The organism is Virgisporangium ochraceum (assembly GCF_016863655.1).
Lineage (GTDB): Bacteria > Actinomycetota > Actinomycetes > Mycobacteriales > Micromonosporaceae > Virgisporangium > Virgisporangium ochraceum.
Genome location: NZ_BOPH01000110.1, coordinates 1 through 25,369, shown reverse-complemented (window position 1 = coordinate 25,369; position 25,369 = coordinate 1). Strand labels below are relative to the sequence as shown.

Annotated in this window: 23 protein-coding genes; 8 read left to right on the top strand and 15 right to left on the bottom strand. The window is 72.4% G+C overall.

What is annotated here, in order from left to right:
• The first annotated feature begins 9 nt into the window (after nt 1-9).
• Nucleotides 10-567 carry a hypothetical protein gene (locus Voc01_RS40320; protein WP_203932983.1) on the top strand — a complete coding sequence of 186 codons (558 nt, stop codon included), beginning with the start codon at nt 10-12 and terminating at the stop codon, nt 565-567.
• Here the strand turns inward: Voc01_RS40320 and Voc01_RS40315 are convergent.
• On the bottom strand, nt 550-1,932 hold the full coding sequence (locus Voc01_RS40315; protein WP_239160841.1) for a dihydrolipoamide acetyltransferase family protein: 1,383 nt from the start codon (nt 1,930-1,932) through the stop codon (nt 550-552). The genes Voc01_RS40320 and Voc01_RS40315 overlap by 18 nt on opposite strands.
• On the bottom strand, nt 1,925-4,090 hold the full coding sequence (locus tag Voc01_RS40310) for an alpha-ketoacid dehydrogenase subunit alpha/beta (protein WP_203932982.1): 2,166 nt from the start codon (nt 4,088-4,090) through the stop codon (nt 1,925-1,927). Before Voc01_RS40310 ends, Voc01_RS40315 begins: the two co-directional genes overlap by 8 nt.
• A gap of 109 nt (nt 4,091-4,199) precedes the next feature.
• On the opposite strand from Voc01_RS40310, the gene Voc01_RS40305 reads away from it, so the two are divergent.
• Together Voc01_RS40305 and Voc01_RS40300 are read left to right on the top strand one after the other, a co-directional pair.
• Nucleotides 4,200-4,682: a VOC family protein gene (locus Voc01_RS40305; protein ID WP_203932981.1), complete on the top strand. Its 483-nt coding sequence runs from the start codon at nt 4,200-4,202 to the stop codon at nt 4,680-4,682.
• Nucleotides 4,675-5,313, top strand: a complete 639-nt coding sequence (locus Voc01_RS40300; protein WP_203932980.1) for a GntR family transcriptional regulator — start codon at nt 4,675-4,677, stop codon at nt 5,311-5,313. The genes Voc01_RS40305 and Voc01_RS40300 overlap by 8 nt, the downstream gene beginning before the upstream one ends.
• Here the strand turns inward: Voc01_RS40300 and Voc01_RS40295 are convergent.
• The 11 genes from Voc01_RS40295 to Voc01_RS40245 form a co-directional block, all read right to left on the bottom strand.
• Nucleotides 5,303-6,679 (bottom strand): NADP-dependent succinic semialdehyde dehydrogenase, encoded by a 1,377-nt coding sequence (locus Voc01_RS40295; RefSeq protein ID WP_203932979.1) that lies wholly within the window; start codon nt 6,677-6,679, stop codon nt 5,303-5,305. The two genes, Voc01_RS40300 and Voc01_RS40295, sit on opposite strands and share 11 nt — an antisense overlap.
• Before the next feature lies 1 nt (nt 6,680).
• Nucleotides 6,681-8,030, bottom strand: coding sequence for a M24 family metallopeptidase (locus Voc01_RS40290; RefSeq protein WP_203932978.1), 1,350 nt, complete (start codon nt 8,028-8,030; stop codon nt 6,681-6,683).
• Between the two features lie 21 nt (nt 8,031-8,051).
• Nucleotides 8,052-9,164 (bottom strand): zinc-dependent alcohol dehydrogenase, encoded by a 1,113-nt coding sequence (locus Voc01_RS40285; protein WP_203932977.1) that lies wholly within the window; start codon nt 9,162-9,164, stop codon nt 8,052-8,054.
• Nucleotides 9,161-10,030 (bottom strand): NAD(P)-dependent oxidoreductase, encoded by an 870-nt coding sequence (locus Voc01_RS40280; RefSeq protein WP_203932976.1) that lies wholly within the window; start codon nt 10,028-10,030, stop codon nt 9,161-9,163. Before Voc01_RS40280 ends, Voc01_RS40285 begins: the two co-directional genes overlap by 4 nt.
• The gene (locus Voc01_RS40275) at nt 10,027-10,953 is read right to left on the bottom strand and encodes a cupin domain-containing protein (RefSeq protein ID WP_203932975.1); all 927 of its coding nucleotides are present in this window, start codon (nt 10,951-10,953) and stop codon (nt 10,027-10,029) included. Before Voc01_RS40275 ends, Voc01_RS40280 begins: the two co-directional genes overlap by 4 nt.
• A gap of 471 nt (nt 10,954-11,424) precedes the next feature.
• Nucleotides 11,425-13,902, bottom strand: a complete 2,478-nt coding sequence (locus tag Voc01_RS40270; protein WP_203932974.1) for an ATP-binding cassette domain-containing protein — start codon at nt 13,900-13,902, stop codon at nt 11,425-11,427.
• Nucleotides 13,902-15,059: a substrate-binding domain-containing protein gene (locus Voc01_RS40265; protein ID WP_203932973.1), complete on the bottom strand. Its 1,158-nt coding sequence runs from the start codon at nt 15,057-15,059 to the stop codon at nt 13,902-13,904. The genes Voc01_RS40270 and Voc01_RS40265 overlap by 1 nt, the downstream gene beginning before the upstream one ends.
• A 71-nt stretch (nt 15,060-15,130) precedes the next feature.
• Complete coding sequence (locus tag Voc01_RS40260; protein WP_203932972.1) at nt 15,131-16,138, bottom strand: ABC transporter permease; 1,008 nt, start codon at nt 16,136-16,138, stop codon at nt 15,131-15,133.
• The gene (locus Voc01_RS40255) at nt 16,135-17,520 is read right to left on the bottom strand and encodes an amidohydrolase family protein (protein ID WP_203932971.1); all 1,386 of its coding nucleotides are present in this window, start codon (nt 17,518-17,520) and stop codon (nt 16,135-16,137) included. Before Voc01_RS40255 ends, Voc01_RS40260 begins: the two co-directional genes overlap by 4 nt.
• A gap of 209 nt (nt 17,521-17,729) precedes the next feature.
• The gene (locus Voc01_RS40250; protein WP_239160844.1) at nt 17,730-18,416 is read right to left on the bottom strand and encodes a helix-turn-helix domain-containing protein; all 687 of its coding nucleotides are present in this window, start codon (nt 18,414-18,416) and stop codon (nt 17,730-17,732) included.
• Between the two features lie 111 nt (nt 18,417-18,527).
• The gene (locus Voc01_RS40245; RefSeq protein WP_203932969.1) at nt 18,528-18,689 is read right to left on the bottom strand and encodes a hypothetical protein; all 162 of its coding nucleotides are present in this window, start codon (nt 18,687-18,689) and stop codon (nt 18,528-18,530) included.
• Nucleotides 18,690-18,742: 53 nt separating this feature from the next.
• On the opposite strand from Voc01_RS40245, the gene Voc01_RS40240 reads away from it, so the two are divergent.
• On the top strand, nt 18,743-18,928 hold the full coding sequence (locus Voc01_RS40240) for an antibiotic biosynthesis monooxygenase family protein (RefSeq protein ID WP_203932968.1): 186 nt from the start codon (nt 18,743-18,745) through the stop codon (nt 18,926-18,928).
• A gap of 39 nt (nt 18,929-18,967) precedes the next feature.
• Here the strand turns inward: Voc01_RS40240 and Voc01_RS40235 are convergent, their stop codons facing one another.
• Nucleotides 18,968-22,045, bottom strand: coding sequence for an AfsR/SARP family transcriptional regulator (locus Voc01_RS40235; RefSeq protein WP_203932967.1), 3,078 nt, complete (start codon nt 22,043-22,045; stop codon nt 18,968-18,970).
• A 316-nt stretch (nt 22,046-22,361) separates the two neighbouring features.
• Between Voc01_RS40235 and Voc01_RS40230 the strand changes: the two genes are divergently transcribed.
• Nucleotides 22,362-22,829: a hypothetical protein gene (locus Voc01_RS40230; RefSeq protein ID WP_203932966.1), complete on the top strand. Its 468-nt coding sequence runs from the start codon at nt 22,362-22,364 to the stop codon at nt 22,827-22,829.
• Between the two features lie 82 nt (nt 22,830-22,911).
• A complete protein-coding gene (locus Voc01_RS40225) occupies nt 22,912-23,136 on the top strand; it encodes a CDGSH iron-sulfur domain-containing protein (protein ID WP_203932965.1) in 225 nt (74 codons plus the stop codon).
• A 59-nt stretch (nt 23,137-23,195) separates the two neighbouring features.
• Here the strand turns inward: Voc01_RS40225 and Voc01_RS40220 are convergent, their stop codons facing one another.
• Nucleotides 23,196-24,188 carry an iron-containing redox enzyme family protein gene (locus tag Voc01_RS40220; RefSeq protein WP_203932964.1) on the bottom strand — a complete coding sequence of 331 codons (993 nt, stop codon included), beginning with the start codon at nt 24,186-24,188 and terminating at the stop codon, nt 23,196-23,198.
• A 141-nt stretch (nt 24,189-24,329) separates the two neighbouring features.
• Here Voc01_RS40220 and Voc01_RS40215 point away from each other — a divergent pair, with 141 nt between their 5' ends.
• Both Voc01_RS40215 and Voc01_RS40210 read left to right on the top strand, forming a co-directional pair.
• Nucleotides 24,330-25,076, top strand: a complete 747-nt coding sequence (locus Voc01_RS40215; RefSeq protein WP_203932963.1) for a hypothetical protein — start codon at nt 24,330-24,332, stop codon at nt 25,074-25,076.
• Nucleotides 25,077-25,102: 26 nt separating this feature from the next.
• Nucleotides 25,103-25,276: a hypothetical protein gene (locus Voc01_RS40210; protein WP_203932962.1), complete on the top strand. Its 174-nt coding sequence runs from the start codon at nt 25,103-25,105 to the stop codon at nt 25,274-25,276.
• Nucleotides 25,277-25,369 lie beyond the last annotated feature (93 nt).

Here is a 25,369-nt window from a genome sequence, read left to right as displayed (position 1 = left end):
AGCTGACCCGTGACCGATCCCGTTCCGACCGAACCCGTCCCGCCGTCCGATCCGGTGTCGACCGACGGGCGGCACTGGAACCGGCAGTACCTCATCGCTGTCGCGCTGCTCGTCGCGTTCGCCGGTTTCGTCGTCGTGATGGTGGTGCTTGCCGACCGGTCCTCCGACCAGGTGTGGCAGCGGCGCATCTACCTGTTCAGCGCCGTCGAGGCGATCGTGTTCACCGCCGTCGGCTGGCTGTTCGGCCGGGAGGTGAACCGTACGGCCGTCGAGTCGGCGCGGCAGGACGCCACGGCGGCCCGGCAGACCGCAGCCGTGGCGCGCGAGGAGGCGCGGCGCAGCGCGGAGGACGCCGCGGCCGCCGAGCAGCGTGCCGCGGCCGAGCGCGCCCGCGGTGAGACGGTCGCGGCGGTCGTCGAGCACTCGCGTCCGACCGGCGACGACCGCGACGCCGGCCCCCGACCGGCCGGCGCCGGCCTGCCGGGGACGGGCGGCACCGGCACCGTCGTGGACCTGCGTGCCCTGATGCGGGACCTGTACGGGCGGCGGTCAGATCAGGATTCGTAGCGGGTGCTCGAGCAGGTCGAGGAACGCCCGCATCCAGCGGGCGGCCAGCGCGCCGTCGATCGCACGGTGGTCGACCGACAGCGTGACCCGCAGGACGGTGGCCGCGGCGAGGCCGCCGTCGGCGGTGACGACCGGCTCGCGGCGGGCGGCGCCGACCGCGAGGATCATCGACTGCGGCGGGTTGATGATCGCGGTGAACTCCTCGGTGCCGTACATGCCGAGGTTGGTGACGGTGGCGCTGCCGCCCTCGAGCTCGTCCTGGCGCAGGGCGCCGCGCCGGGCCCGGTCGGCGAGGTCGCCGGTGGCGGCGGCGACCTGGCTGACCGGCAGGCGGTCGACACCGCGCACCACCGGGGTGACGAGCCCGCCGTCGGTCGCCACCGCCACGCCGATGTCGACCGTGTCGAACCGCCGCATGCCGTCGTCGGTCCAGACGACGTTCGTCTCCGGGACGGCGCGGTGCGCGGCGGCGACGGCCTTGACGACGAGGTCGTTGACCGAGATCTTCGCGGCGGTGCCGGCGGCGTTGATGTCGGCGCGTAGCGCCAGGAGGGCGTCGACGGTGGCGCTGCCGCGCAGGTAGAAGTGCGGCACCGTCGCCTTGCTCGCGGTGAGCCGTCGGGCGATGGCCCTGCGCAGCCGGGAGTGCGGCACGAGGTCGGACCGTCCACTGTCGACCGGCACGGCTGCCGGTGGAGAGGCCGGCGCGGTGGCCGGTGGGGCGGCCGGTGGGGCGGCCGGTGCTGCGGACGGTGCTGCGGACGGTGCCGGCTGGACCTCCGGTTCGGTGGTGGCGCGGTCGGCGATCGCGGCCTCCACGTCGGCGCGGACGATGCGGCCGTGTGGTCCGGTGCCGGTGAGGGTCTCGAACGGGATGCCGGCCTCGCGGGCCAGCTTCCGGGCGAGCGGGCTCGCGAAGACGCGGCCGTTGGCCGGTCCGCCGGACGCCACCGCAGCCGACGGCTCGCCGGCACCCGCAGCCGACGGCTCGACGGCACCCGGAGCCGGTGGCGTACCGGCGGCCGGCGTCGGCGGCGTGTCGACAGCCGGTGTGCCCGCGGCCTGCGTCGGTGCGGGGCCGACGCCCAGGCCCGCCAGGGCTCCGTCCACATCGGACACCTGCTCGCCCTCGGCGCCGAGCAGCGCGATCGGGTCGCCGACCTGCACGGTCGTGCCCTCGGGCACCAGCACCCGCAGGATCACCCCGGCCGACGGGGCCTCCACGTCGACGTTGGCCTTGGCCGTCTCCACCGTGGCGATGACGTCGCCGGCGGCGAACGGGGCGCCGGCGGCGACCGGCCAGCCCGACAGCACGACCTCCTCGTCGCCGGCGGCGATTCCCGGCATCCGCAGCAGCTCAGGCATCGGAGCCTCCGGCGAGGGCGCGGGCCACGTCGTCGGCGTTGGCGATGGCGGCGTGTTCCAGCACCTTGCTGATGCTGGGCGACGCGACCCCGCCGGTGACGCGTTCGATGGGGGCGTCGAGCCAGTCGAAGAGGCGCCGCTGGAGCTCGTCGGCGAGCCAGCCGCCGTACGAGGTACCCAGTGCTCCCTGTTCGGCGATCAACACGCGGTTGGTCTTCCGCACGCTCGCGGAGATCGTGTCCCAGTCGAGGCTGGCCCGGTCGAGCCAGCGCAGGTCGATGACCTCGGCGTCGACGCCGGTCCGCTCGACGGCGTCGAGCACGCGTGAGGTCATCGCCAGGTAGGTGAGGACCGTGACGGCCGCGCCGGAGCGGCGTACGGCCGCGCGGCCGACGGGAAGGCAGAAGTCCCAGTCGTCGCCGGGGCCCTCGCCGGTGGACGCGTACAGGTCGACGTGCTCGAGCACCAGCACCGGGTCCTGGCAGCGCAGCGCGCTGTTCATCAGCCCGACGTAGTCGCGTGGCGTGGACGGCGCGACGATGCGCCACCCGGCGGCGGTGGCGAAGACGCCCGCCGGGTCCATCGAGTGCTGCGAGCCGTACCCGGTGCCCATCGCGACCTTCGACCGCAGCACCAGCGGCACCGGGTCGTCGCCGCCGAACATGTGGCGGGCCTTGCCGATCTGGTTGAACAGCTGGTCGGCCGCGACCCACATGAAGTCGGCGTACATGAACTCGACGACGGGCCGGTACCGGCCGTCGAGGGCCATGCCGCCGCCGAGACCGGCGAACGCGTTCTCGCTGATGGGCGTGCCGAGCACGCGGTCGGGGAAGGCGTCCTTGAGCCCTTTCGTGGCACCGTTCGTGCCGCCGCCGAGCCGGTGGATGTCCTCACCGAGGACCACGATGCTGTCGTCCGCGGCCATGCGGCGTTCCATCACGCGGGCAACCGCCTCGATGAACCTGATCGGCTCACCCGGTGACGACGGTTCCGCAGCGGCGTCGGAGAACTCGGAGAGATCGCCGCGCACACCCACGTCGACGAACGCGGGATCGGGCCACTCCGACGGCTTGATGCGGCGCTCCTGCGGCTTGCCGCCGGGTGCCGGTTCGAGGAGCGCGTCGCAGGTGTCGGCCATCAGCTTGTCGACGCGCGCGACGGCCGCCTTCCGGTCCACTGTGGACAGGATGCCGCGGCGCTCGAGGTGGCTCTCCAGCTGCGTGATCGGATCACGGGCGCGCCAGGAGTCCTCCTCCTCGCGGGTGCGGTACTTGAACGCGCTGCCGGGGAACGGGCCGTTCTGGTGGTAATAGCGGTACACGTCGGCCTCGACGAGCGTCGGCCCGTTGCCCGCGCGCATCGACGCGACCGCCTCGGCCATCGCGAGGTGCACGGCGAGCACGTTCATTCCGTCGACCCGCCAGCTCGGGATGCCGAACCCGGGGCCGCGCGCCGACAGGCGCGGCTCGGCCGTGGACTCGTCGACGGTGGTGGAGACCGCGTAGTGGTTGTTCTCCACGAAGAAGCACAGCGGCAGCTTCCAGGCGGCGGCGAGGTTGAACGTCTCCAACGTGGACCCGATGTTCGTGGCGCCGTCGCCGAAGTACGTCACCGCCACCGCGTCGGTCCCCGCATGCCGGTGCGCCCAGGCGGACCCGGCGGCCAACGGCACGCCGCCACCGACGATCGCGTTGGTGCCGATGGCACCGGCCTGCTTCCACTGCAGGTGCATCGACCCGCCGCGGCCGTGGCTCCACCCGCGGTCGAGGCCGCAGATTTCGGCGAGTGTGCGCAGCACGATCTCGCGGACCTCGGGGGAGTGGTCGGTCAGCGGGTCGATGCCCTTCGGCTCGACGTGCGCGAGCACCTTGGCGAGGAACTGGTGGTGGCCGCGGTGCGAGCCGTTCACGGTGTCGCCCGGCCGCAGGGCGAGCACCGAGCCGACCGCGCCGCCCTCCTGGCCGATGCTGGAGTGCGCGGGACCGTGCACCAGGTTCTCCGACGCGAGCTTCAGCACGGTCTGCTCGAACGCCCGGATGAGGATCAGCTGCGTGTACATCGACGTCAGTAGCTCGGGAGCGGCGGCGTCCCAGTCGGCGTCGGTGACGGTGAGCTCGACCCACGGCTGGTCGGGGGCGAGCCGGCGGTGCTCAGGCATGTGAGCCAGTCTCGCAGCGATTGGATCCAATCACAAGAGATCTTCCGCTCCGAACTGCGACGATGCATGCTGTGATCGTAAGATTGGATCCAAAGAAGGGCCCTATCCCATGCTTCCCGGACTCGCCGGCGTCGACCACATCGGCTTCACCGTTCCCGACCTCGAGCAGGCGAAGAGCTTTCTCGTGGACGTGCTGGGCTGCGAGTACCTGTACTCGCTCGGCCCGTTCGACCGCGGCGACGACTGGATGCGCGAGCACCTGAACGTCGGCCCCGGCACGGTCATGCGCGAGCTGCACTTCTTCCGCTGCGGGAAGCAGGCCGTCTTCGAGGTCTTCCACTACGAGGCGCCCGACCGCAACCCGGTGCCGCCACGCAACAGCGACGTCGGCGGTCATCACGTGGCGCTCTACGTCGACGACCTCGACGCCGCCGTGGACCACCTGAAGAAGCACGGCGTGACCGTGCTCGGCGCGCCGACCGCCAGCGGTGGCCCCAGCGCGGGGCAGCGGTGGGTGTACTTTCTAGCCCCGTGGGGCATGCAGTTCGAGCTGGTTTCGTACCCGGGCGGCAAGGCGTTCGAGCGTGAATGAGAGCCTGCGGATCGCCGCGTCGCTCCGGCAGTCGATCCTCGACGGGGAGCTCCGGCCCGGGCAGCGCCTGCGGCAGGAGGAGATCGCCGAACGCCTCGGGGTCAGCCGGCTTCCCGTCCGCGACGCGCTGCGCATCCTCACGGCCGAAGGGCTCACCGAGCACGAGCCGAACAAGGGCGCGCGGGTCCCGTTGCTCAGCGCCCGCGAGGTCGACGTGCTGTACCAGATGCGCGAGAAGCTCGAACCGCTCGCGCTCGCCGAGAGCCTGCCCCTCCTCGACGACGCCGTCCTGGCGGAGCTCGACGCGGTGCAGGACGCGATCGAGCGCCACACCGACGTCACCGAGTTCCTCCGCCTCGACCGCGAGTTCCACCTCCTCACCTACTCGCGGTGCGACGTGGAACCGTTGGCGGGCACGGTCGTACGGATGTGGAACTCCACCCAGTACTACCGACGGCTGTTCATGACGCTCAGCGGCGAGCCGCGGCGGTGGGTCGTCGACGCCGAGCACCGGCTGCTGCTCGACGCGCTGCGCCGGCGTGACGCGGTCGACGCCGGCCGGGTGCTGGAAGGCCACATCCGCCGCACGCGGGTGGAGCTGTCCCAGCACCCGTCCATCTTCAGCTCTTGACCCACACGGCTTTCAGGTTGCAGAACTCGCGGATGCCCGCGGCGGACAGCTCGCGACCGTAGCCGCTGCGCTTCACGCCGCCGAACGGGAGCGCCGGGTACGACACGGTCATGCCGTTGATGGTCACCGCTCCGGACGCCAGCTCGGCGACGCACCGCTCCTGCTCGGCCTCGTCGCGGGTCCAGGCGACCGCGCCGAGCCCGAACGCGGTGGCGTTCGCGACCTCGATGGCCGCGTCGAGATCGGCCGCCCGGTACACGACCGCGACCGGTCCGAACGTCTCCTCGTGGTAGAGCCGCATCGACGGGTCGACGTCGACGAGGACGGTCGGCGGGTAGAACCAGCCCGGCCCCTCGGGGACGTCGCCGCCGGTGAGCACCTTGGCGCCCTTCTCCACCGCGTCGGCCACGAGCTCGACGAGGTCGGTGCGGCCCTGTTCCGTCGCCACCGGTCCCACATCCGTTCCCTCGGCCGCGGGATCGCCGACCTTCAGGTTCGCCATGCCGCGGGTGAACGCGTCGAGGAACTCGTCGTACACGTCGGCGTGGGCGATGAACCGCTTCGCGGCGATGCACGACTGGCCGTTGTTCTGGCACCGCGCGGTCACAGCGGTCTCGGCCGCCTTCGCCACGTCGGCGCTCGGCAGCACCAGGAACGGGTCGGACCCGCCGAGCTCCAGCACGGTCTTCTTCAGCGCGTCGCCGGCGATCGCGGCGACCGAACGGCCCGCGCCCTCGCTGCCGGTGAGCGTGGCCGCGGCGACCCGGTCGTCGCGCAGCACCTTCTCCACGCCGGCCGACCCGATGCGCAGGTTCGCGAACGAGCCGGCGGGGAAGCCCGCCCGCTCGAAGAGCGTGCCGAGGTACTCGGCGGTCTGCGGCACGTTGGAGGCGTGCTTGAGCAGACCCACGTTGCCCGCCATGAGCGCCGGCGCGGCGAACCGCAGCACCTGCCACACCGGGAAGTTCCACGGCATCACCGCGAGCACCACGCCGAGCGGCTGGTAGACCGAGTACGCCCGGTCGGCGCCGACCGCGTCCGGGTCGACCGGCTCGGGTGCGAGGAAGGACTCCGCGTGCTCCGCGTAGAACCGGCATCCCGTGGCCGACTTGCGTACCTCCGCCTCAGCGGACTTCACGGTCTTGCCCATCTCGCGCGTCATCGTCTTCGCGAGCTCACCCGCGTCGGCGTCGAGCAGGTCGGCCGCGGCCCGCATCCACTCCGCCCGCTGGGCGAACGTGGTGCGGCGCAACGCCGTCACCGCACCGGCCGCCGCCGCGAGCGCGGCCTCGACCTCGGCGTCGGACATCGGGGTGAACTCGCGCTCGACGGCACCGGTGGCCGGGTTGACCGTCGCTATGGCCATCTCAGCTCTCCTTCTCACTCCGGTTGTTGATGTGGGACTGGGCGTGACGCTGGGTCGGCAGCGGGCCGGCGGTGGTGTAGTAGCGCCGGCCGGCGACGAGCAGCTCCTCGGCCGGGAACTTCGTGATGACCTCGGCGCCGTCGGCGGTCACGACCAGCTCCTCCTCGATCCGTGCCGCGCCGACCCCGTCGGCCGACGGCCAGTAGGTCTCCAACGCGAACACCATGCCCTCCTCCAGTACCTCCGGGTGGTCGAGGGAAACCAACCGGCTGAAGATCGGCTTCTCCCAGATGGAGAGGCCCACCCCGTGACCGTACTGCAGCGCGAACGCCGCCTCCTCGTCCGCGAAGCCGAACTCGCGTGCGGTCGGCCACACACTGACGATGTCGGCGGTGGTGGCGCCCGGCCGCACCAGCTCGATGGCCCGGTCCATGTACTCGCGGCAGCGCTTGTACGCGTCGACCTGCGCGCGCGAGGCGCTACCGACCGCGAACGTGCGGTAGTAGCAGGTGCGGTAGCCCATGAAGCTGTGCAGGATGTCGAAGAACGCCGGGTCGCCGGGCCTGATGAGCCGGTCGCTGAACACGTGCGGGTGCGGCGAGCAGCGCTCACCGGAGATCGCGTTGACGCCCTCGACGTGCTCTGACCCGAGGTCGTACAGGCGCTTGGCGACCAGTCCCACGGTCTCGTTCTCCCGCACGCCCGGGCGCAGGAACCCGTACAGGTCGTCGTAGGCGGCGTCGACCATCGAGGCGGCGGTGGTGAGCAACGAGATCTCGTCCGGCGTCTTGATGCGGCGGGCCTCCAGGAACACCTGCTGCCCGTCGACCACCTCGATGCCCTTGGCCCGCAGCGCGTTGAGGATCGGCAGCTCCAGCAGGTCTACGCCGAGCGGCTCGTTCTGCAGCCCGTAACGCTCCAGCTCCTCGTAGATCTTCTGGGCCACGTTCTCCGCCACCGACGAGTCGGGGTGGAACGCCCCGCGCAGCACCGAGATGCCGGCGCGTGCGCCGCTCGTGCCGCGGGCCCTGTCCGCCACGCCCGCGGCGTCGCGGTAGTCGAGCCACGGCGCGTAGAGCTGGTGGTGACGGGCCGCCGAGCCGAAGTCCCACAGCACCGGCTCGCCGCCGCGGGGCAGGAGGGCGAAGCGGATCAGCTTGTCCATCGCCCAGGTGCCGATGTGCGTGGCTGTCATGTAACGGATGTTGTGGAAGTCGAAGGTGAGCAGCGCGCCCACCTCGGAGTCCGCCAGGTGCTTCTTCAGCCGCGACAACCGGTCGGTGCGCAGCCGGTCCATGTCGACCCGCGCCTCCCAGTCGACGACGTTCATCCCGAAGGTGGCTGTGCTCATATGGTGTCTCGCTCTCTTGTGTTACTTCGCGTCGCGACCGTCGACCGGATGAACATGGCGGTTCTCCCTGTGGTGTTCGGCCGGGCGGGGTGCGTCGGCGGAGGGGTCGAAGAGCGTCTTGATCTGACGGGCCGGCCCCGGGGCCAGGCCTTCGGTCACGAGGTCGGCCAGCGGGTACACGGTGCCCGCGATGTCGTCCCAGGACGGGCGGCCGGCGAGGACGTCGAGGGCCGCGGGCAGGTCGGTGGCGCAGGTGTGCGCGACGGTGCCGACGACGTCGACCTCCTGGAGCGTCCAGCGGGCGAGGTGGGCACCGTCGAGGGCGGCGGGCACGTTCTTCTGGATGCCGACCAGCACGAGCCGCCCGCCGGGTGGGGTGGCCGCCGCGGCCGCGTGCAGCCCGGGCACGATTCCGGTCACCTCGTACACGACGTCGGCGCGCAGGCCCGCGTCGGCGAGGGCCGCGGCCGGGTCACCCTGGATCGTGTGTTCCGCGCCGAGGGACCGGGCCAGCGCGAGCCGGTCGTCGGCGACGTCGACGGCCCACACGCGCAGCCCGGCGGCGACGCACGCGTAGGTGAGGAACGCACCGATGCCACCGACGCCCACGACGACCGCGAGGTCGCCGGGTGCGGCGGCGCCGCGGTCACGGGCGTGCACGGCCACGGCCATCGGTTGGGCGAGCGCGGCGGTGTCGGCGGTGAGGCCGCGGTCGTCGGCGCGCACGCAGATCCCGGCCGGTGCCGTGACGTGGTCCGCGAGGCCGCCGTCGCGGTGGAACCCGATCGTGTGGTACCGGACGCACAGGTTCGTGCGCCCGCGCCGGCACGCGGCGCAGTCACCGCAGCTGATCCCGGCGCCGCACGCGACCAGTTCACCGATCCGGCCCGGATCGACGCCGGCGCCGACCGCGACGACTTCACCGGCGAACTCGTGGCCCAGCACCACGGGCGTCGTCGCCCGCGTGCCGTCGCCGGGGACGAGCGTCGGGGTGTGCCGGTACTCCGCCGCGTCGCTGCCGCAGACGCCGGCGGCACCGACCCGCACGAGCACCTCGCCGGCTGCCGGCTCGGGGACCGGGCGCGACTCCATCCGCACGTCGCCCACGCCGTGGTACACCGCCGCCCGCATCATGTGTGGAGCCCCGACGCGTCGGCCTGCAACCGGTACAGGGCGAGCAGGTCGAGGTCGCCCAGCCCGCGGCCGACGGCGGTCTGCACGACCTGGTGGGTCAGCCCGGCGACGGGCATCGGCACCTCGTGTTCCCGTGCGGCGGCCAGGCCGAGGTCGAGGTCCTTGCGCAGCAACGTGTTCGTGAACGTCGGGGTGAAGTCGCCGGCGGCCAGGGCGCCCGCCCGCCGGCGGACCCAGTCGGAGCCGACGACGGTCCGGCCGAGGAACTCGAGGAACGCGGCCCGGTCGGCTCCGCTCTTCTCGGCGAGCGCGGTGACCTCGGCCAGCGCCTGCACCATGATGCCCAGGTACAGGTTGTGGCACAGCTTCACCAGGCGGCTCTGCTCGCCGTCACCGACGCGCACCGCGGCCTTCACCACCGTGCGCAGCAACGGTTCCACGGCCGCGAACTGCTCCTCCGGCGCCGAGGCGACGAACACCGCGTCGCCGGCCGCGACGACGTCCGGGTTCCCGCTGACCGGGCACGCCACGAAGCCCGCGCCGGCCCTGGCGGCGACCGCGCGCGCCGTCGCCGACGCCTGCTCCGACACCGTGGAGACGTCGACGACCACCCGTGGCCTCTCCGGGCCGGCGAGCAGCCGGTCGAGCACCGCCAGGAGGTCGTCGGGTCCGGACACCACCACGAACACGACGTCGCGGGTGGCGAGGTCCACAATGGACTCCGCGACCGCGGCACCGGCGTCGGCGAGCGGCCGGGTCTTCTCCGGGGTGCGGTTCCAGACGGTCAGGTCCGCGCCGCCGGCGAGCAGCCGGTGACCGATCGCCGAACCCATCCGGCCGGTGCCCACGAGTCCGACGGTGGTCATCGGGTGGGCTCCACCTTCGTGCCGGCGCACAGCTGCTCGCCGAGGTAGTCCCAGTCGCGGCTGAACCGGTACGAGTGCTGGGCCGGCGGCTGCGGCGCCTGTGTCTCGACCCACCGCGTCCGCCCGTCGGTGCGGTTGTAGAAGGCGTGCTCGCAGCCCGACCCGGTCCACAGCACGTCGCCGGGGCGCAGCACGAGGTGGTCGCCCTCGACGACCGCCTCGGTCTCGCCCTCGGTGAAGACGTACGCCTCCTCGAAGGGATGGTCGTGCGGGTGTGCCGCGGCGGTCGGCTGGTACTCGACCATGAACATGGTGTGCAGCTGCGCCTGGATCCGCTGGTCGGCCAGCATCCGGATGCCGATCCCGCTGTAGGCGAGCATCGCCGTCGCCATGCTCGCCGACACCTCCGGCGCGGCGGGGTCGCTGCCCCGGGCCAGCTTCCGCAGGTCCATCGACCCGTCGTCGAACCGGAAGACGGTGCGGTTGCGCGGGTCGCGCAGGTCGACGTCCGCGGCGGCGTCGGCGACCAGGTCGTCGGCGAGGAAGAACGTGTCCCGGCGGCGGTTGTCGAGCAGCAGCCGCACCGGCGCCGACATCTCCAGCCAGCGCGCCCCCTCGGCGCCGGTGGTGAGCTGGTGCGCCACGGCCACCGGTACGACCGCGCAGTCGTTGCGCCGCAATGTGACCGTCTGGCCCAGCATGGTCAGCGTCAACGCGCCGTCGAGGAGCCACAGGCTCTTCTCGTACGAGTGGACGGTCGCGTCGATGCGGCCACCGGGGTCGAGCGTCGACGCGCTCATCGTCATGTGGTGCGAGCCGAACTCGCGCCCGATGACGTCCTGCCGGCGGAAGCCCGTGCTGTGCCCGCGGTAGTCCTCGGGCAGCGTGGCCCGCGACCCCTCGATCCGGTCGACGTGGTACATGGAGTTCCCTTTCGTTTCTTGCGCACTACGTACTGCCTCTGTGCCGCCCTGCGAGCGATCCCTGCGAGCCCTGCGAGCCGCCCTGCGGAGCCCTGCCTCCCGCCCCCTGCGGAGCCCTGCCTCCCGCCTTGCGCGGCCCTCTGCAGGCCGCCCTGCCTGCGTGCCCTGCCTGCCCGCCCTGCCCGCCGCCCTGCGCGTCCTCTGCGCCGATCTTGCAGTTGTGGCCGCCCTTGTGTCCTGATTGCTGATGTTTCGTCCCGGCCATAACTGCAAGATCGGCGCGGGGAGTCGGGCGGCGCGGGGTCGGACGGGTCGGGAGTCGGGCGGCGCGGGGGTTGGACGGGTCGTGTGGCGCGGTCGTGTGGTGCGGGCGTGTGGCGCGGGCAGGTGGTGCGGGCAGGTGGTGCGGGCGGGTGGTGCGGGCGGGTGGTGCGGTCGTGTGGCGCGGGCGGGTGGTGCGGGCCGCAGCGGTCAGGCGGTGGTCAGGGCCACCACCGCTCGCCGGCGTCGGCGGCTGCGGATCAGCGGGACCAGCGCCGCGGCGACGACGAGGATGCCCTGGATCCAGTACTGCCAGGCGAGGCTGAACGACAGGAAGCTCAACGAGCTCGTGATGGTCTGCAGGAACAGGGCGGTGCACAGGGTGGCGAGCGCCGACCCCGTGCCGCCGAAGATGCTGGCTCCCGCCAGCACCACCGCGGTGACGCTCGCCAGCGTCAGTGCCTGCCCCACCGAGGCGTCGCCGACCCCGGTCTGCGCGTACAGCGCGATGCCGCCACCGGCCGCCAGCGCACCGGCCACCACGTAGGCGAGCAGTTGCGCCGGCCGGGTCGCCACCCCCATGCGGGCGGCGGAGACCTTGTCGGAACCGGTCGCCCGCAACGCCCGTCCCATCTGGGCCCTGCGAACGAGCGCATGGCCTGCGACCGCGACCAGAACGACCACGACGAACACCATCGGCACTCCCGCGACCGTCGTGCCGAGCGCGGCGAGCAGCGTGTCGCCGGCCTGGCCGCCGGGCAACGGGCGCAACAGCTGCGCGACGCCGAGCGCGCCGATCGACGTGACGAGCGTGGCGACCACCGGTGGCAGGCTCACGCGCGTCACCAGAAGTCCGTTCACCAGACCGACGACAGCGCCGACCGCGAGCGCCGCGACCACGCCGAGCCCGAACAGCGCCGGCGCGCCGGTGGCGAAGAACGACGCGGTGACCACCGACAGCGCGACCACGGAACCGACCGACAGGTCGATGCCGCCGGTCATCACGACGACGAGCTGGCCGAGGCTCACGAGCGCGAGCGAAGCCGTTGCCAGCAACAGCAGTCCGAGGTTCAGCGAGCTGAGGAACGGCGGCGAGTGCACCGCGGTGGCGCCGCCGATGAGCAGCGTCAGCACGAACACGAGCGCCGCGTGGGTCTCGCCGCCGAGGAGCCGTCGCCGGCCGCGCCGGCCGCTGACCGGTGGCGCGGCAACGGTTTCCTCGGTCGCGAGCACCGCGGCGCCGGTGATGTCCTTTTCGGACAGTGACGTCGACGTCAGCTCGGCCTGGATGCGGCCACGCGAGAACACGAGGACGCGGTCGCACAGGCCTTCCAGTTCGACGGCGTCGGTCGACAGGACGACCACGGCGGTGCCGCGTCCGGCCAGTTCCCGCAGCACGCGGTAGATCTCCAGCCGGGCACCGGCGTCGACGCCCTGGGTCGGGTCCTCGACGAGGAGGACGGTCGGCTCACCGAGGCTGGCGCGGGCCAGCAGCACCTTCTGCTGGTTGCCGCCGGACAGCGTTCCCACCGGCGTCTCGAGGCTGGCGGCCTTGACCCGCAACGCCTCCACGGCCGGCGCGACGAGCGCCCGCTCCCGGGCTCCGGTGAGGACGGTGCGGAGCACCGACATCCGCGACAGCTGCAACGCGCCGACATTCTCCCGGACACTCAGGTCGCCGAAGACTGCCTCCTGCAACCGTTTCCCGGACAGGAACGCGACGCCGTGCCGCGCGGCGGCCGCGGGGCCCGAGATCTCCCGGCCCCGCACCGTGACCCGCCCGTGCGAGCGGACCAGCCCGGCCAGTGCCCGCAGCGCCTGCCGCTGGCCGTTGCCCTCCACACCGGCGAAGCCGACGATCTCGCCGGCGACGACCGACACGGTGATGCCGTCGAACCCGTCCCCGCCGAGGGAGTCCACGGTCAGTACGGGCGCGGCCGCGCTGAGGTCGGGCTTGTCGGGGAACGTGGTGTCCAGCGACCGGCCGACGATGAGCTCGACGATCTGCTCGTCGGTGTGGTCGGCCACCGCACCCGTGCCGACGACCCGGCCGTCGCGCATCACGGTCATCCGCTGCGCGATCTGGCGCAGCTCGGGGATGCGGTGCGTGATGTAGACGACCGCCGTGCCGTTGGCGGCGAGGGCCCGGATCCGCTCGAACAGCCACGCGGTCTCGTCCGGGCCGAGCGCCTCGGTCGGCTCGTCGAGCACGAGCACCTTCGGGTCGGTCGCGAGCGCGGCCGCGATCTCGACCAGGTGCGCCTCGCGCACCGTGAGCTCGCTGACGAGGAGCTCCGGGTCGATGTCGAGACCGAGCCTGGTGAGGTGCTCCGCGGTCCACGCCGACGCCGCGCCGACCGTCGGCCGCACCTGCTCCGGCAGCAGCAGGAGCATCGACTCCGCGACCGTCAGGCTGCCCGCGAGCGCCGGCGTCTGGTACACCAGCGCCAGCCCGTGCTCGCGGGCTACCGCGGGCGTCATCGCCGGGTACTCCCGGCCCAGGACCGCGATGCGCCCCTCGTCGGGGGTGACCGACCCGGCGGCCACCCCGACGAGAGTCGACTTGCCGGCGCCGTTCTCGCCGAGCACCGCGTGCACTTCGCCCGCGTCGACGGTCAGGTCGACCCCGTCGAGGGCGCGCACACCGGGGTAGCGCTTGACGATCCCGGTCAGCTGGAGGGCGCTCATCAGCTGGTGAACAGCTTTCCGAGCTGGTCGGCCGACAGCTGCGACGAGGGCGGCGCGTCGTTCGGCAGGCCCTGCTTGCACGCCTTGTTCGGCGCGATCGCGCCGGCGGCCTTGCCGGCCGAGTCCTCGTACAGGTCCAGCTGCAGCAGCGACGGCTCCGCGTTCGCCTTGCCGTTCTTCACCGCGACGGCCTTGCGCAGCCCCACGCGGCCGATCCAGGTCCGCGAGGACACCGACGCGAACTCGTACGCCGGGTTGGCGCCCTTCAACGCGTCGAAGCCGCAGCTGAGCTCGTTGTCGTCGGTGGTGGCGATCGGCACCAGCGGCCGGTTGGCGGCCTGGAACGCGCGGACGACACCGGTGGTGGCGGCGCCGTAGTCGCTGATGATGCCGTCGATCTGGGGGTACTTGGCCAGCAGCCCGCTCATCGCCTGCTGCGCCTGTGCCGGGTCCCAGTTCGTGGTGACCGGCTCGTCGGTGAGCAGCTTGATCTGGGACGCGCCGGCGAACACCTTCTTGATACCGGTCATCTCGGCGGCCGAGACCGCGTTGCCGGCCGGCCCGCCGAGCACGACGACGTTGCCGCCCTTGCTGCCCAGCCGGTCGACCATCCACCTGGCCCAGACCTCGCCGGAGTACGCGGTGTCCCAGTCGACGTAGTCGAAGTAGTCCGAGCCGGCCTGGCCGGTCGGGTCGGCGGCGATGGGGATGACCGTCGCGCCGGCGTTCTTCGCCTGACGGATCGCGCTCAGGTGCGCCGCGCCGGGACCGGCGTCGGGGATCACGAGCAGCACGTCGACGCCCTTGCTGGCGAGGCCGGTGATGCCGGCCAGCGTGGCCTGCAGGTCACCGCGTCCGGCCACGTACTCGACGCTCGTGATCGCCTTGCACTTCTTCGCCTCGTCCTCCACCTCGGCGCGCACGATCTTCGACCACGAGTTGGTGCCGAGGCCGTCGACGAGGCCGACCTTGATGGGCTTGTCGCCGCAGACGCTGTCCATGGCGACCTGCGCGGAGACCGGTCCGCGGTTGCCGACGGAGACCTGCGCGGCGGCGGCGTCGTCGCCGGCGCTGTCGTCGCCGGTCTTGTTGGTGGTGGAGCAGGCGGCGAGCGCGAGGACGGCGGCGACCGCCAACGCGCTTCGGAGGTGGGACATGGTGGAGCTCCGTTTCCAGGCAGGGGTGATCGGCGGACCGCGCTGTCGCGTCCGCTGTTCGTTGCGGGGTTCTAGGTGGGGTTGCGACGGGTGGCCCGTCGCCGCAGCCGCGACGCGAGGTTCAGCTGAACCACGATCCCGAGGCCGATGATGAGCGCCTGCACGATGTTCTGCACGGCGGTTGTCTGCGTGTAGGTCTGCACCAGCTGGTTGAGCTGGCCGAGGAACAGGGCACCGAGTGCGGTGCCGGTGAGGCTGCCGCGTCCGCCGCTCAGCGCTGTGCCGCCGAGCACGACCGCGGCGACCGACGGCAGCAGGTACGCGTCGCCGGCCGAAAGCGTCGTGGTGCGCAGGAATCCGGCGAGCAGCACGCCGGTGAGCCCGGCCAGAGCCGCCGACAGGACGTAGGCGGAGACGGTGTAGCGGGCGGTCCGGATGCCCGCCGCGTGCGCCGCCTGCCGGTTCGCGCCGACCAGTTCGAACCGGCGGCCGACGACGGTCACCTTCAGCACGAGCTGTGCGACGGCGATGACGACGAGCGCCACCCACACCAGGTTCGGGACGCCGAGCGTCCGCCCGACCGCGAAGTCGGTGAGCAGAGCCGGCGCCTGGGCGCTGTAGCCGCCGGACAGGAACTGCACGAGTCCGATGAGGACGGCGTTGACGGCGATGGTCACCACGAGCGGCGGCAGGCCGAACCCGGTCACCACGAGACCACTGACGAGGCCGGCGAACACCGCGGCCGCGATCGCGACGGCGATCGCGAGCGCGGCGCCGAGCTGCTGCGGCCCGCCGTACTTCGCCACGATCAGCGCGCCGAGCGAGATGCCGCCGGCGACCGACAGGTCGAGCCCCGCCTGCTGCACCACGAGCGTCTGCCCCGCCGCCACGATCGCGGTGAGCGCCGCGAACGGCAGCATCGCCAGCAGCGCCGTCCTGCCGACGCTCGCGGTCGACAGCGCCGCGCTGACCGCGAACAGCACCACGACGGCCGCCGCCGCCCGACTGGTCGGCCAGCCGATGAGGCGCTGGCCGACCGGGTCCTTGGTGCGGGGCAGGGCAGCGGCGAGTACGGTCACGCCAGGTTCAGCTTCGGCTCGGGCTGCCAGCGTCCGCCGATCTCGGCCCCTTCGAGCGACCCGATGACGTGGTCGCGGGACGCCTCGGCGAGGCCGCGCAACCGGTCGAGGTCGACGCCGACGAGCGAGCCGTCGCGCTTGACGAACCGGCCGTCGACGAGCACATCCTTTACCAGACCGGGATGCGCGGCGTACACGATGGAGCCGTACGGGTTGTTGACGGGCGTCAGCGCGAGAGAATCCTTCGACAGCACCACGATGTCGGCGGCCTTGCCCACCTCGAGCGAGCCGGTGACGTGGTCGAGCCCGTTCGCCTTCGCGCCCTCGATGGTCGCGAAGCGCAGCACGTCCTCGCACGACAGCTTGACCCGTTCCGGCGCCTCGTTCCGCGCGACGGCGTCGGAGTTGTCGGTGGCCCGCTGCACGGCGATCGTGGTGCGCATCGTGGTGAACATGTCGCCGCCGATGGAGCTGCAGACGTCGACCGACAACGACGGCGTGATGCCGACCGCGAGCAGCCGTCCGGTCGCCGGCCACCCGTGTCCCATCTGCATCTCCACGTCGGTGGCGACGCTCGCGGTGCCGCCGGTGTCGGCGATCAGCCGCAGCTCGTCCTCGGACAGGCTGTTGCAGTGGACGTACGTGGTGGTGTCGGCGAGCAGGCCTTCGCCGTTCATCTGGTGGATCGGCTTGATCTTCCCCCAGTGGCCGTCGCCGACGTGCACGGAGACGCGGAGGCCGAGCTCGCGGGCGAGTAGGAAGTCGTGCCTGGTGACGTCGAGCGTCGAGAACTGCGGTCCGCGCGCCGCGACGCCGAGCGTGACCCGCCCGTCGTTCGACGAGAAGCGCCCGTTCCGGAGGCGACGCACGTCGTCGGCCGGGTGCGGCACCGGCGACGGCATCACGCCGCCCCACTGCTCGGCCCCGCCGCCGTGCGAGAACACGGCGCGCAGGCCCGCCTCTTCGAGCGCGTCGATGGCGGCGTCGGCGTGCTGCGGGGTGAAGAGATTGTGGGACCAGTCCAGCAGCGTCGTGATGCCCGAGTCCAACGCCTCCAGGGCGCCGATGAGGTTGCCCGCGTAGGTGTCCTCGGGGCGGAAGTAGCGGCTGAGGCCGGCGTGCAGGCCGACGAGGTACTGGTCGAGCGTCCAGTCGGAGGCGATGTTGCGCACGACCGACTGCCAGGTGTGCCGGTGCGTGTCGACGAGGCCGGGCATCACGATGCGGCCGCTGACGTCGATCCGCTCGGCGTCGTCGACCTGCAGGTCACGGCCGATGGCGGCGATGCGGCCGTCGCGGATCAGGATGTCGCCGGGCCAGAGCACCTCGTGCTTGTTGGCACAGGTGACGACGATGCCACCGGCGAGAAGCAGGTTGGACATATTGGAGGAACCTCCACAGACGGCGCCAGGAGTGTCGTTTCCGATCCGGATGGCGGAAGGAGATGCGGCGGGGATCGGTTGTGTGGCACTCATCATGGGAGGCAAGATCAGGCGTGTCAAGCCTCACTTGACACTCGTTCACCGAGGTTCACGCCCAACGCCAACGCCCCACGGCCGCGCCCCACGGCCGCCTATCGTCTACGGTCGGCCTAGCGCGGGCGGCGGGCCATGGCCGCGATGTTCGGGAGGTGGCGGGCGAGGTGCTCGGCCGTCGCACCGTCGACGTTCTCCGACCCGCGGTGGCGCAGCACCAGCCACACCGCGCGCATCGCGACGGTGCCGTTGTTCTCCAGCAGGTGCGGCCGCGACGAGTCGAACGTGATGCTGTCGCCCTCGTGCAGCGTGACCTCCTCGAAGCCGACCTTGCAGGTCAGCTCGCCCTGCACCACGTGCGCGCACTCGAGACTGTTGTGCCGCTGGTACCGGCCGGAGTCGCTGGACCTCGCGCCCGGGGGATAGGTGACCAGCATGAACTCGACCCCGTCGTCGTCGTTGTGGCCCAACTGCTCCCACACGACGCCGGTCTCCATCTCGATGCGCCGCCGGTGGTCGGCGCGCACGACGACCATCTCCGACCCGCCCGGTGGGCGCCCGGCCGGCACCGCCACCGGCGCCACCGGCACGGGAACCCCCTCGCGGTCGCCGGTGAACAGGGTGTTCATCGACATGTCGAGGGCCTCGACGATCGCGTACAACGTGGGGATCGAGGAGCGCGAACGACCGGTCTCGATGAGAGACAGCATGCTGGCCGAGACGCCGACCTTCTCCGCGAGCGCGCGCAGGGACATACCCTGTGCCTGGCGCGCGGCGCGGATCCGGCTGCCGACGGCGTCCATATCGGTCACGTTCGGTTGCCCCTTCACCCTGTCCGGCCGTATTCCGGCGAGGTACGGCACCAGCCTACGCGCGCCTCCGGCGGGGCCTCCGTGTTGAATATGGTTGTACGGTCACTTAACAAACTTGTCAACCAGCACGTGCGGACCCGGCCGCAGCTCGTGACGCCCGATCCGGCGGGCGACGTCGAGGATCGCCGCGTTGACCGGTGTGCCGCCGGGCTTGACCCGCAGACCGTTGCGGCGCATCGCCTCCACCACCGCGATCCGCGTCATCGGCCCTGCCTTCTCTGTTGAATGTGGCTCACCATACTCGTACAGTGCCGGTCATGATCGCTCACGTCGTGATCTGGACCTTCCGGCCGGGCGTCACGCCCGCCGACGTCGACGCGCTGGTCGGCGAGCTGCGCGACCACCCCGGCCACCAACGGATCGCCACCGAGATACTGGCCCCGATGACCGCGACGAGGATCGCGGTGCAGTTCGAGGTCCCGCCGACGTTCGTCGGCCTCTGACGCACCGCCGAAGTCAGCCTCCGACGCACCACGGACCGGTCAGTCGCGCAGGCGCACCAGTTCCGCCCGGCCGACGCGCCAGCCCGTCTCGTCCTGGACACGCAACGCGTCCGCGGCCAGCACCGCCGCACCCGCGTCGTCGCCGCGGTCGGCGCTGATCCGGGCCAGCGCCGCGACCGCCTGACCCTCCAGGATGCGGTAGCCCACCGCGCGCGCCCCCGCCAGCGCCCGCCGCAGCGAGATGTCCGCGGTCGGCTCGCCCATGCGGTGCTCGGCGGTCGCCAGTCCGATCAGGGACTGGATCTCCTCGTGCCGGTCGCCGACGGTGGCGGCGAACATGTGGGCGATGCGGTGGTGGGCGACGGCCTGTTCCAGGTTGCCCGAGCGTTCGTGGACCGCGGCGAACGTCCGGTGCACCTCGCGGGCGAGGGCCTGGTCGCCGGGCAGGCGCAGCAGTGCCTGCGCCTGGGCCGCGAAGGTCACGTCGCCGCTGAGGCGCGACCGCAGCAGGAGCGCGCAGATGTCGGTGGTCCGCTGGCCGAACCCGGCGGCGATCCGCACCGCCTCGCCGATGACCTCCCGCTCGGAGGAGCGGTCGTCCATGAAGGACAGTACGTCCGACAGGTTCGCCAGCGTGAAGATGAGACCGGGGAGGAAACCCTCCGCACGCAACAGGTCCACGGCCCCACGCATCGCGTCGCGGGCCGGTACCAGCCGACCCTGCCACGCCGACGTCATACCGAGATGGGCCAGCGCCACGGCTTCCTGGAGGCGCTGGCCCGCGCGGCGGTGCACCTCGAGCGCGGTCTCCTGGTACCCCACCGCCCGGTCCAGCCGGCCCAGCGCTCCGTGCACCTTGCCGGCGCTGCTGAGGATCGTCCCCTCCGCCTCCGACCACCCGGCCTCGCGGCTCAGCCGCAGCGCGTCCTCGAAGTGCCGGGCCGACGCCTCCAGGTCGCCGGCCTCGTACCGGTAGCGACCGAGGCTGATCGCCGCCGACGCCTGCGCCTTCGGGTCGCCGGCCGCGGCCGCCGCGCGGTGCGCCGCGCCGGCCATCCGGACCCAGTCGGTGAGGTTGCGGTGCAGCCAGCAGTATCCGGTCATCGCGTCGGAGATCAGCCACGCCGCGGCCGCCGGGCCGTGCTCGGCGGCGTACTCACAGGCGGCCACCAGGTTCTGCAGTTCCGCTTCGCACCAGGCTTGCGCGGCGTCGCGGTCCAGCTCGATACGAGACGCACGTTCCGACGTCAAGAGCCGCAACGTGACGGGAACCAGCGCCCGGGCCGCGGCGTCGCCGGCCTGGACGTACCCGGTGAACAACCGGTCGAGAGCGGCCGCGCGGTCGGCCGGGTCGTCGGCCAGGCCCCGGGAGCGGGCGTACTCGCGGAGCAGGTCGTGCATGGAGTAGCGGTCACCGTCGCCGTGCCGCAGCAGGTGCGCGGCGGCGAGCCGGTCGAGACAGTCGCGGACCCGGTCGACGTCCCACCCGGCGAGCGCCGCGGCGGCCGGCGGCGCGATGTCGTGTCCCGGCACGAGCCCGACGAGGCGGAACAACCGTTGCTGGTCGGCGGTCAGCGCCGCGTAGGAAAGGTCGAACGCGGCCCGCACCGCGAGGTGCTCGTCGCCGTCGACGCGCAGCGCGTCGAGCCGGTTGCGGCCGCGCAGGTCGGCCAGGTGCTCGGCGAGGCTCCGGTCGGGGTTCTCCGCGACGTTGGCCGCGGCGATGCGCATCGCCAGCGGCAGGTTGCCGCACGCCCGCGCCAGGTCGGTCGCCGCGGCCGGTTCGGTGTGGACCAGCGACGGCGCCAACGCGTGCCGCAGCAGGTCCAGCGCGCCCTCGGCCGACAGCGGGTCGAGCGCGAGCTGCGCCGCGGCGTTGTGGGCGACCAGCCCCGCCATCCGGTTGCGGCTGGTGACGAGCACGACGCAGTCGGGGTTGCCGGGCAGCAGCGGCCGCACCTGCTCGGCCGACAGCGCGTTGTCGAGCACGATCAGGGCCCGGCGACGGGCCACCGCCGAGCGGAACATCGCGGCCGCCTCGTCGATCGACGGTGGCATCAGGCTGGGCTCGGCGTCGAAGGCCCGCAGCAGCCGGGCGAGGCACTCCTCGAGCCGCAGCGGCGTGCCGGGGTGGAACCCGCGCAGGTCCAGGAACACCTGACCGTCGGGGAAGCGGTCGATCGCCCGGTGTGCCCACTCGACCGCGAGCGCGCTCTTGCCCACACCGGCGATCCCGACGATCGCCAGGACCGGCGCGGTGGCCCGGTCGAGCCAGGCCAGCTCCGCGTCGCGTCCCGCGAAACCGCTGACCGTCGCGGGAAGCTCGGCCGGCACCGCCCGTGCGGCGACGACCGGCGCCGCGACCGCCGGCCGTTCGAGCCACGGCTCGCGGCGCAGGATGGCCTGTTCGGTCCCGCGTAGCTGGTCGCGCGGCTCGACGCCGAGCTCGTCGATGAACAGGTCACGGGCGCGGCGGTAGGCGGCCAGCGCGTCGGCCTGCCGGCCGGACCGGTACAGCGCCACCATCAGCAGCTCGTGGAGGCGTTCCCGGTACGGGTAGCGGCGGGTCAGCTCGTCCAGTTCGGGCACGACCTCGCCGGCGAGGCCGCACTGCAGGTCGGCGTCGATGCGCCCCTCCAGGGCCGCGAGCCGCTGCTCCTCCAGCCGGGCGCTCTCGGCGACCAGCTCCTTCGTGGGCTCGATGTCGGCGAACGGCGGCCCGTGCCACAGGGCGAGCGCGTGGTGCAGGAGGTTGCGCGCGGCCGCCGGGTCACCCAGCCGCAGCGCGGTCGCGCCGTCGCGCACGGACCGGGAGAACTCGACGGCGTCGACGTGGAACGGGTCCACCATCAACGCGTAGCCCGTTCGGCGTTGCCCCACCACGATGTCCGGGCCGAGCGCGGTGCGCAGCCCGCGGACGTAGGCGCGCAGGTTCTCACCGGCCGACGGCGGCGGCGTGTCGCCCCACATCGCGTCGACGAGCTCGAAGGTCTGGATGGTCTCGCTCGGCCGGCGGGCGAGCGTGGTCAGCAGGAGCCGTTGCTTGTGGGGCCCGAGCGCGACCACCCGTCCGTCGCCGTCGACCGCCCGGACGGTGCCCAGGACCCTGATCCGCATACGCGGCAACCCCCGTCTCGGCCACGACGCCCCCGGCTGGCCGTTCCCCCGTAAATGCACCACGCAAGGTACGACAGATCGACAACTCTGTCCAAAGCATCACGTCGATACGGTCGCTATCCGGTCCGCCATACGGTGCCGCACTACCGTCGCTCAACGTCATTGGGGGATCTTCAACTTTTTCGGAGGAACAATGTCGACGTACGGATCACCCGTCGCGACGAACCATCAATACCAGAACCAGCACCAGCAGTATCAGAACCAGCAGTATCAGAATCAGGCGGCCCCGGGGCGGCCCGCGTCGGGGGAGCGGCCGGTGGTGCTGACCGCCGCCGTGGGCGCGGCCCTGGGCGTGGCGGTGCTGAACATCGTCGGTGCCGTGCTGATGCTGGCCTCGGTCACCGACATGGTGCGGGAGCAGATCGCCGGCAGCCCCGACTTCGGTGCGGAGGCGGTGACCCCGGACCAGGTCGACATGACGACCGACCGCGCACAGGGTCTGGAGACCATCTTCTCGTCGCTGGCCTACAACACCATCTTCTGGATGCTGGTCCTGGTGCCGCTGGCCATCTTCGCGGCGCGTGGTGGCCGGGCGACCCGGATCATCTCGGCGATCATCCTGGTGGTGACCGCGCTGTTCACCGGTGTGAACCTGCTCCTGCCGGTCGGTGGGGCGGTGATGGCCGTCGGCGGCCTGGTGTCGCTGCTGGCGATCGCGGCCGTGGTGCTGTTCTTCCTGCCGGCGTCCAACGCGTACGGCCGGCAGCGGCGCGCGTCCCGCTAGTTCCGTGAGGTGACGCCGGGCGGCCGCACCGTGGCCGCCCGGCGTCAGGCGTAATCCGGCCCCGACGGGGAAGTACCGGTCGATGATCGACGACGACGCCCCGCACGCCACCGTGACCCCGTACGAGGACGGCCCGCTCCTCATCCGCGGTGACTTCGAGCTCCGCACCCAGGACGGCGCCCGCATCGACGCGCGCCGCGGCACCGTGGCGCTGTGCCGGTGCGGGAAGTCGGCGATCCGCCCGTTCTGCGACGGCACCCACAAGCTCATCGGCTTCCGCGCCCCGAGCGGCCGCGAAGGCACCTGAACGCCGCGCCGGCCCGGGAAAGCCGGGAAGGCGCGACAGCGCCTTCCCGACCCCGCGTCTCACGCGGCGACGGCCGCCGCCTCCACCCGCAGCGACGGGCGCCCGGCCTGCCAGCATCCGAGGACGTGCCCGGCGAACAGGCGGTCCAGCGCCAGCGCGGCCGCCGCGCCGAACAGAACGTCGCCGACCCGGTCGGGCTCGTCGGCGCAGAAGCCGCCGCACATGTCGTGGGCCGCGATCTGCTCGTGGACCGCGTCGGCCTCGACGTGCTCGTCGTAGAACCGGGTGACGTCCGCGTCGAAACCCAGCCGCCGCAATCCGTTGCCGTACCGGCGGTTCGGGACCGACGACGTCATCTCGTACGCCGCGAGGTGACCCAGCAGCGCCCCCCGTAGCCGCCGGTGCAGCCCGAACATCGAGATGAGGTTGCTGATCGCGAGCGTCACGGCGGGCACCGCGTCGATGTGGTCGCCGTACCCGTCGGACAGGTCCAGCCCGACCAGCGCCCCGCGGAACAGCTCCGAGTGCATCCGGGCCAGCTGGCCGCCGCCGTACTCGTCCACCTGGATCTCCACGAGCGCGGCCTTCGCGCGCCCGCCGAGCCGAGGGATCGCCCAGGTGTGCGGGTCGGCCTCCTTCAGCTGGTAGATCGACCGGTGGACGGCGAACTCGCGGAACTGCGCCAGGGTGGCCCGCCGCTCCAGGTACCGGGCCAGCGACGGTCCGTCGTCGGCCGCCACGAGGTCCACCAGTGTCCGGCCCACCGCGTCCGCCGGCACCGACGGAAGCCCGCCCACGACGGCACGGACCTCGCGTTCGAACCGCTCCTCCGCCGCGGCCCGCAGCCGCAGCAGGCCGGGGTCCCACTCCCAGCGCTCGTCGACGCCGTCGAACCCGCGGTAGTGCAGTTCGTAGCAGATGAAGAGCGTGATCTGGAGGTCCTCGGCGCAGTTCGGCACGACCGTCGGCAGGGGTGTGACCGACCCGGCCGGACGCCGGAGGACGTCGACCAGTCGCCGCGACACCGGTCCGCGGGCAGCCGGCAGCTTCATGTGTGTACTCCTTACGACAGCACCTGGCGGGGCTTGCGGGAAATGCCCACTTTTGGCGGGCGCAAACTACCGAACCGGGCCGTGACCTGGTGGTTTCCGCCGGCTACGCTCGGCGGCTGATCAACTCAGGTGAGGTGGAGCATGGAGCCGTGGCTCATCGCGGTGGTCGTCGTCGTGGTGATGGTGGTGTCGGGGGCCGTGATGCTCGCGGTGGTCTCGCGGAAGGTCTTCCGGTCGGCCGCCCCCGACGGCGTCGCCGCCGGGTTCGGGCTCTTCCCGGGCGAGGCCCTGCTGAGCGGACTGGCCGTGGGCTGGGAGCAGGACCGCGCCGCGATGGCCGGCGTGCTGCGTGAGGACCTGGCGACGCTGCGCGGCCGGCTGGCGCACGGCACCGCCGGAGCGGGCGCCGACGCCGACCTGCGCGCCGCCGAGCAGGCGACCGAGCGGTTCGCCGCCAACGAGAACTGGGCCGACAACCTGCGGGCCGCCACCGCGGCGATGGCCCGCGCGAACGGCGGGTCCAACGGTGACCGGCCGCCGTGCCTCTTCAACCCGGTGCACGGACCGTCGGCCGCCGAGGTGGAGTGGGCGCCCGGTGGCGGCGCGCGGCGGCGGGTGCCGGTGTGCGCCGACGACGCCGCCCGGCTGCGTGACGGCGGCGCGCCGCTCGTGCGCACCGTGCCGACCGAGGAGGGCGTGGTGCCGTACTTCTCCGCGCACGGCCGCTACGTCGACTGGGTGCTCGGCTGGTACGACGGCTTCGACCCGTACCTCACCGCCCGCCTGCTCGCCGGCACCCCGATCGGCAGCCACCTGCCCGGCCGGATCCGCGCGATCCACGGCACCTCGAGCGACCCGCTGGGCGAGTTCGGCCGCATCCACGACTGACCGCGAGCGGCGGTCGATGTGTGATGATGCGTCGATGTCCGCTCCGCAGCGCGGCCGACAGGTTCACGCGGGGCACCGAGAACACGATGTTCGACGAGGTGCTCAGCGCCGTCGAGTTCCTGGAGACCCGGGGCTGGGAGCTGGTGAACATGGACCAGGGCTTCGTCGCGTGCATGCGGCGGGTGCACCCACGTCCCTAGTGTTCTGAGTCGTTGATTCGTATGCAGTTGTGGTGTGTCACTGTGCGTTCGGACGCTCTGTCTTCGCAGGGGTTCGGGTGTGTGTTGATCGTT

What these genes read in the sequence shown, in the direction of transcription:
- Voc01_RS40315 (WP_239160841.1), bottom strand. Translation starts at nt 1,932, where the DNA reads ATGCCTGAGCTGCTGCGGATGCCGGGAATCGCCGCCGGCGACGAGGAG.
- Voc01_RS40310 (WP_203932982.1), bottom strand. Translation starts at nt 4,090, where the DNA reads ATGCCTGAGCACCGCCGGCTCGCCCCCGACCAGCCGTGGGTCGAGCTC.
- Voc01_RS40305 (WP_203932981.1), top strand. Translation starts at nt 4,200, where the DNA reads ATGCTTCCCGGACTCGCCGGCGTCGACCACATCGGCTTCACCGTTCCC.
- Voc01_RS40295 (WP_203932979.1), bottom strand. Translation starts at nt 6,679, where the DNA reads ATGGCCATAGCGACGGTCAACCCGGCCACCGGTGCCGTCGAGCGCGAG.
- Voc01_RS40290 (WP_203932978.1), bottom strand. Translation starts at nt 8,030, where the DNA reads ATGAGCACAGCCACCTTCGGGATGAACGTCGTCGACTGGGAGGCGCGG.
- Voc01_RS40285 (WP_203932977.1), bottom strand. Translation starts at nt 9,164, where the DNA reads ATGATGCGGGCGGCGGTGTACCACGGCGTGGGCGACGTGCGGATGGAG.
- Voc01_RS40280 (WP_203932976.1), bottom strand. Translation starts at nt 10,030, where the DNA reads ATGACCACCGTCGGACTCGTGGGCACCGGCCGGATGGGTTCGGCGATC.
- Voc01_RS40275 (WP_203932975.1), bottom strand. Translation starts at nt 10,953, where the DNA reads ATGTACCACGTCGACCGGATCGAGGGGTCGCGGGCCACGCTGCCCGAG.
- Voc01_RS40270 (WP_203932974.1), bottom strand. Translation starts at nt 13,902, where the DNA reads ATGAGCGCCCTCCAGCTGACCGGGATCGTCAAGCGCTACCCCGGTGTG.
- Voc01_RS40265 (WP_203932973.1), bottom strand. Translation starts at nt 15,059, where the DNA reads ATGTCCCACCTCCGAAGCGCGTTGGCGGTCGCCGCCGTCCTCGCGCTC.
- Voc01_RS40255 (WP_203932971.1), bottom strand. Translation starts at nt 17,520, where the DNA reads ATGTCCAACCTGCTTCTCGCCGGTGGCATCGTCGTCACCTGTGCCAAC.
- Voc01_RS40250 (WP_239160844.1), bottom strand. Translation starts at nt 18,416, where the DNA reads ATGGACGCCGTCGGCAGCCGGATCCGCGCCGCGCGCCAGGCACAGGGT.
- Voc01_RS40245 (WP_203932969.1), bottom strand. Translation starts at nt 18,689, where the DNA reads ATGACGCGGATCGCGGTGGTGGAGGCGATGCGCCGCAACGGTCTGCGG.
- Voc01_RS40240 (WP_203932968.1), top strand. Translation starts at nt 18,743, where the DNA reads ATGATCGCTCACGTCGTGATCTGGACCTTCCGGCCGGGCGTCACGCCC.
- Voc01_RS40235 (WP_203932967.1), bottom strand. Translation starts at nt 22,045, where the DNA reads ATGCGGATCAGGGTCCTGGGCACCGTCCGGGCGGTCGACGGCGACGGA.
- Voc01_RS40225 (WP_203932965.1), top strand. Translation starts at nt 22,912, where the DNA reads ATGATCGACGACGACGCCCCGCACGCCACCGTGACCCCGTACGAGGAC.
- Voc01_RS40220 (WP_203932964.1), bottom strand. Translation starts at nt 24,188, where the DNA reads ATGAAGCTGCCGGCTGCCCGCGGACCGGTGTCGCGGCGACTGGTCGAC.
- Voc01_RS40215 (WP_203932963.1), top strand. Translation starts at nt 24,330, where the DNA reads ATGGAGCCGTGGCTCATCGCGGTGGTCGTCGTCGTGGTGATGGTGGTG.
- Voc01_RS40210 (WP_203932962.1), top strand. Translation starts at nt 25,103, where the DNA reads ATGCGTCGATGTCCGCTCCGCAGCGCGGCCGACAGGTTCACGCGGGGC.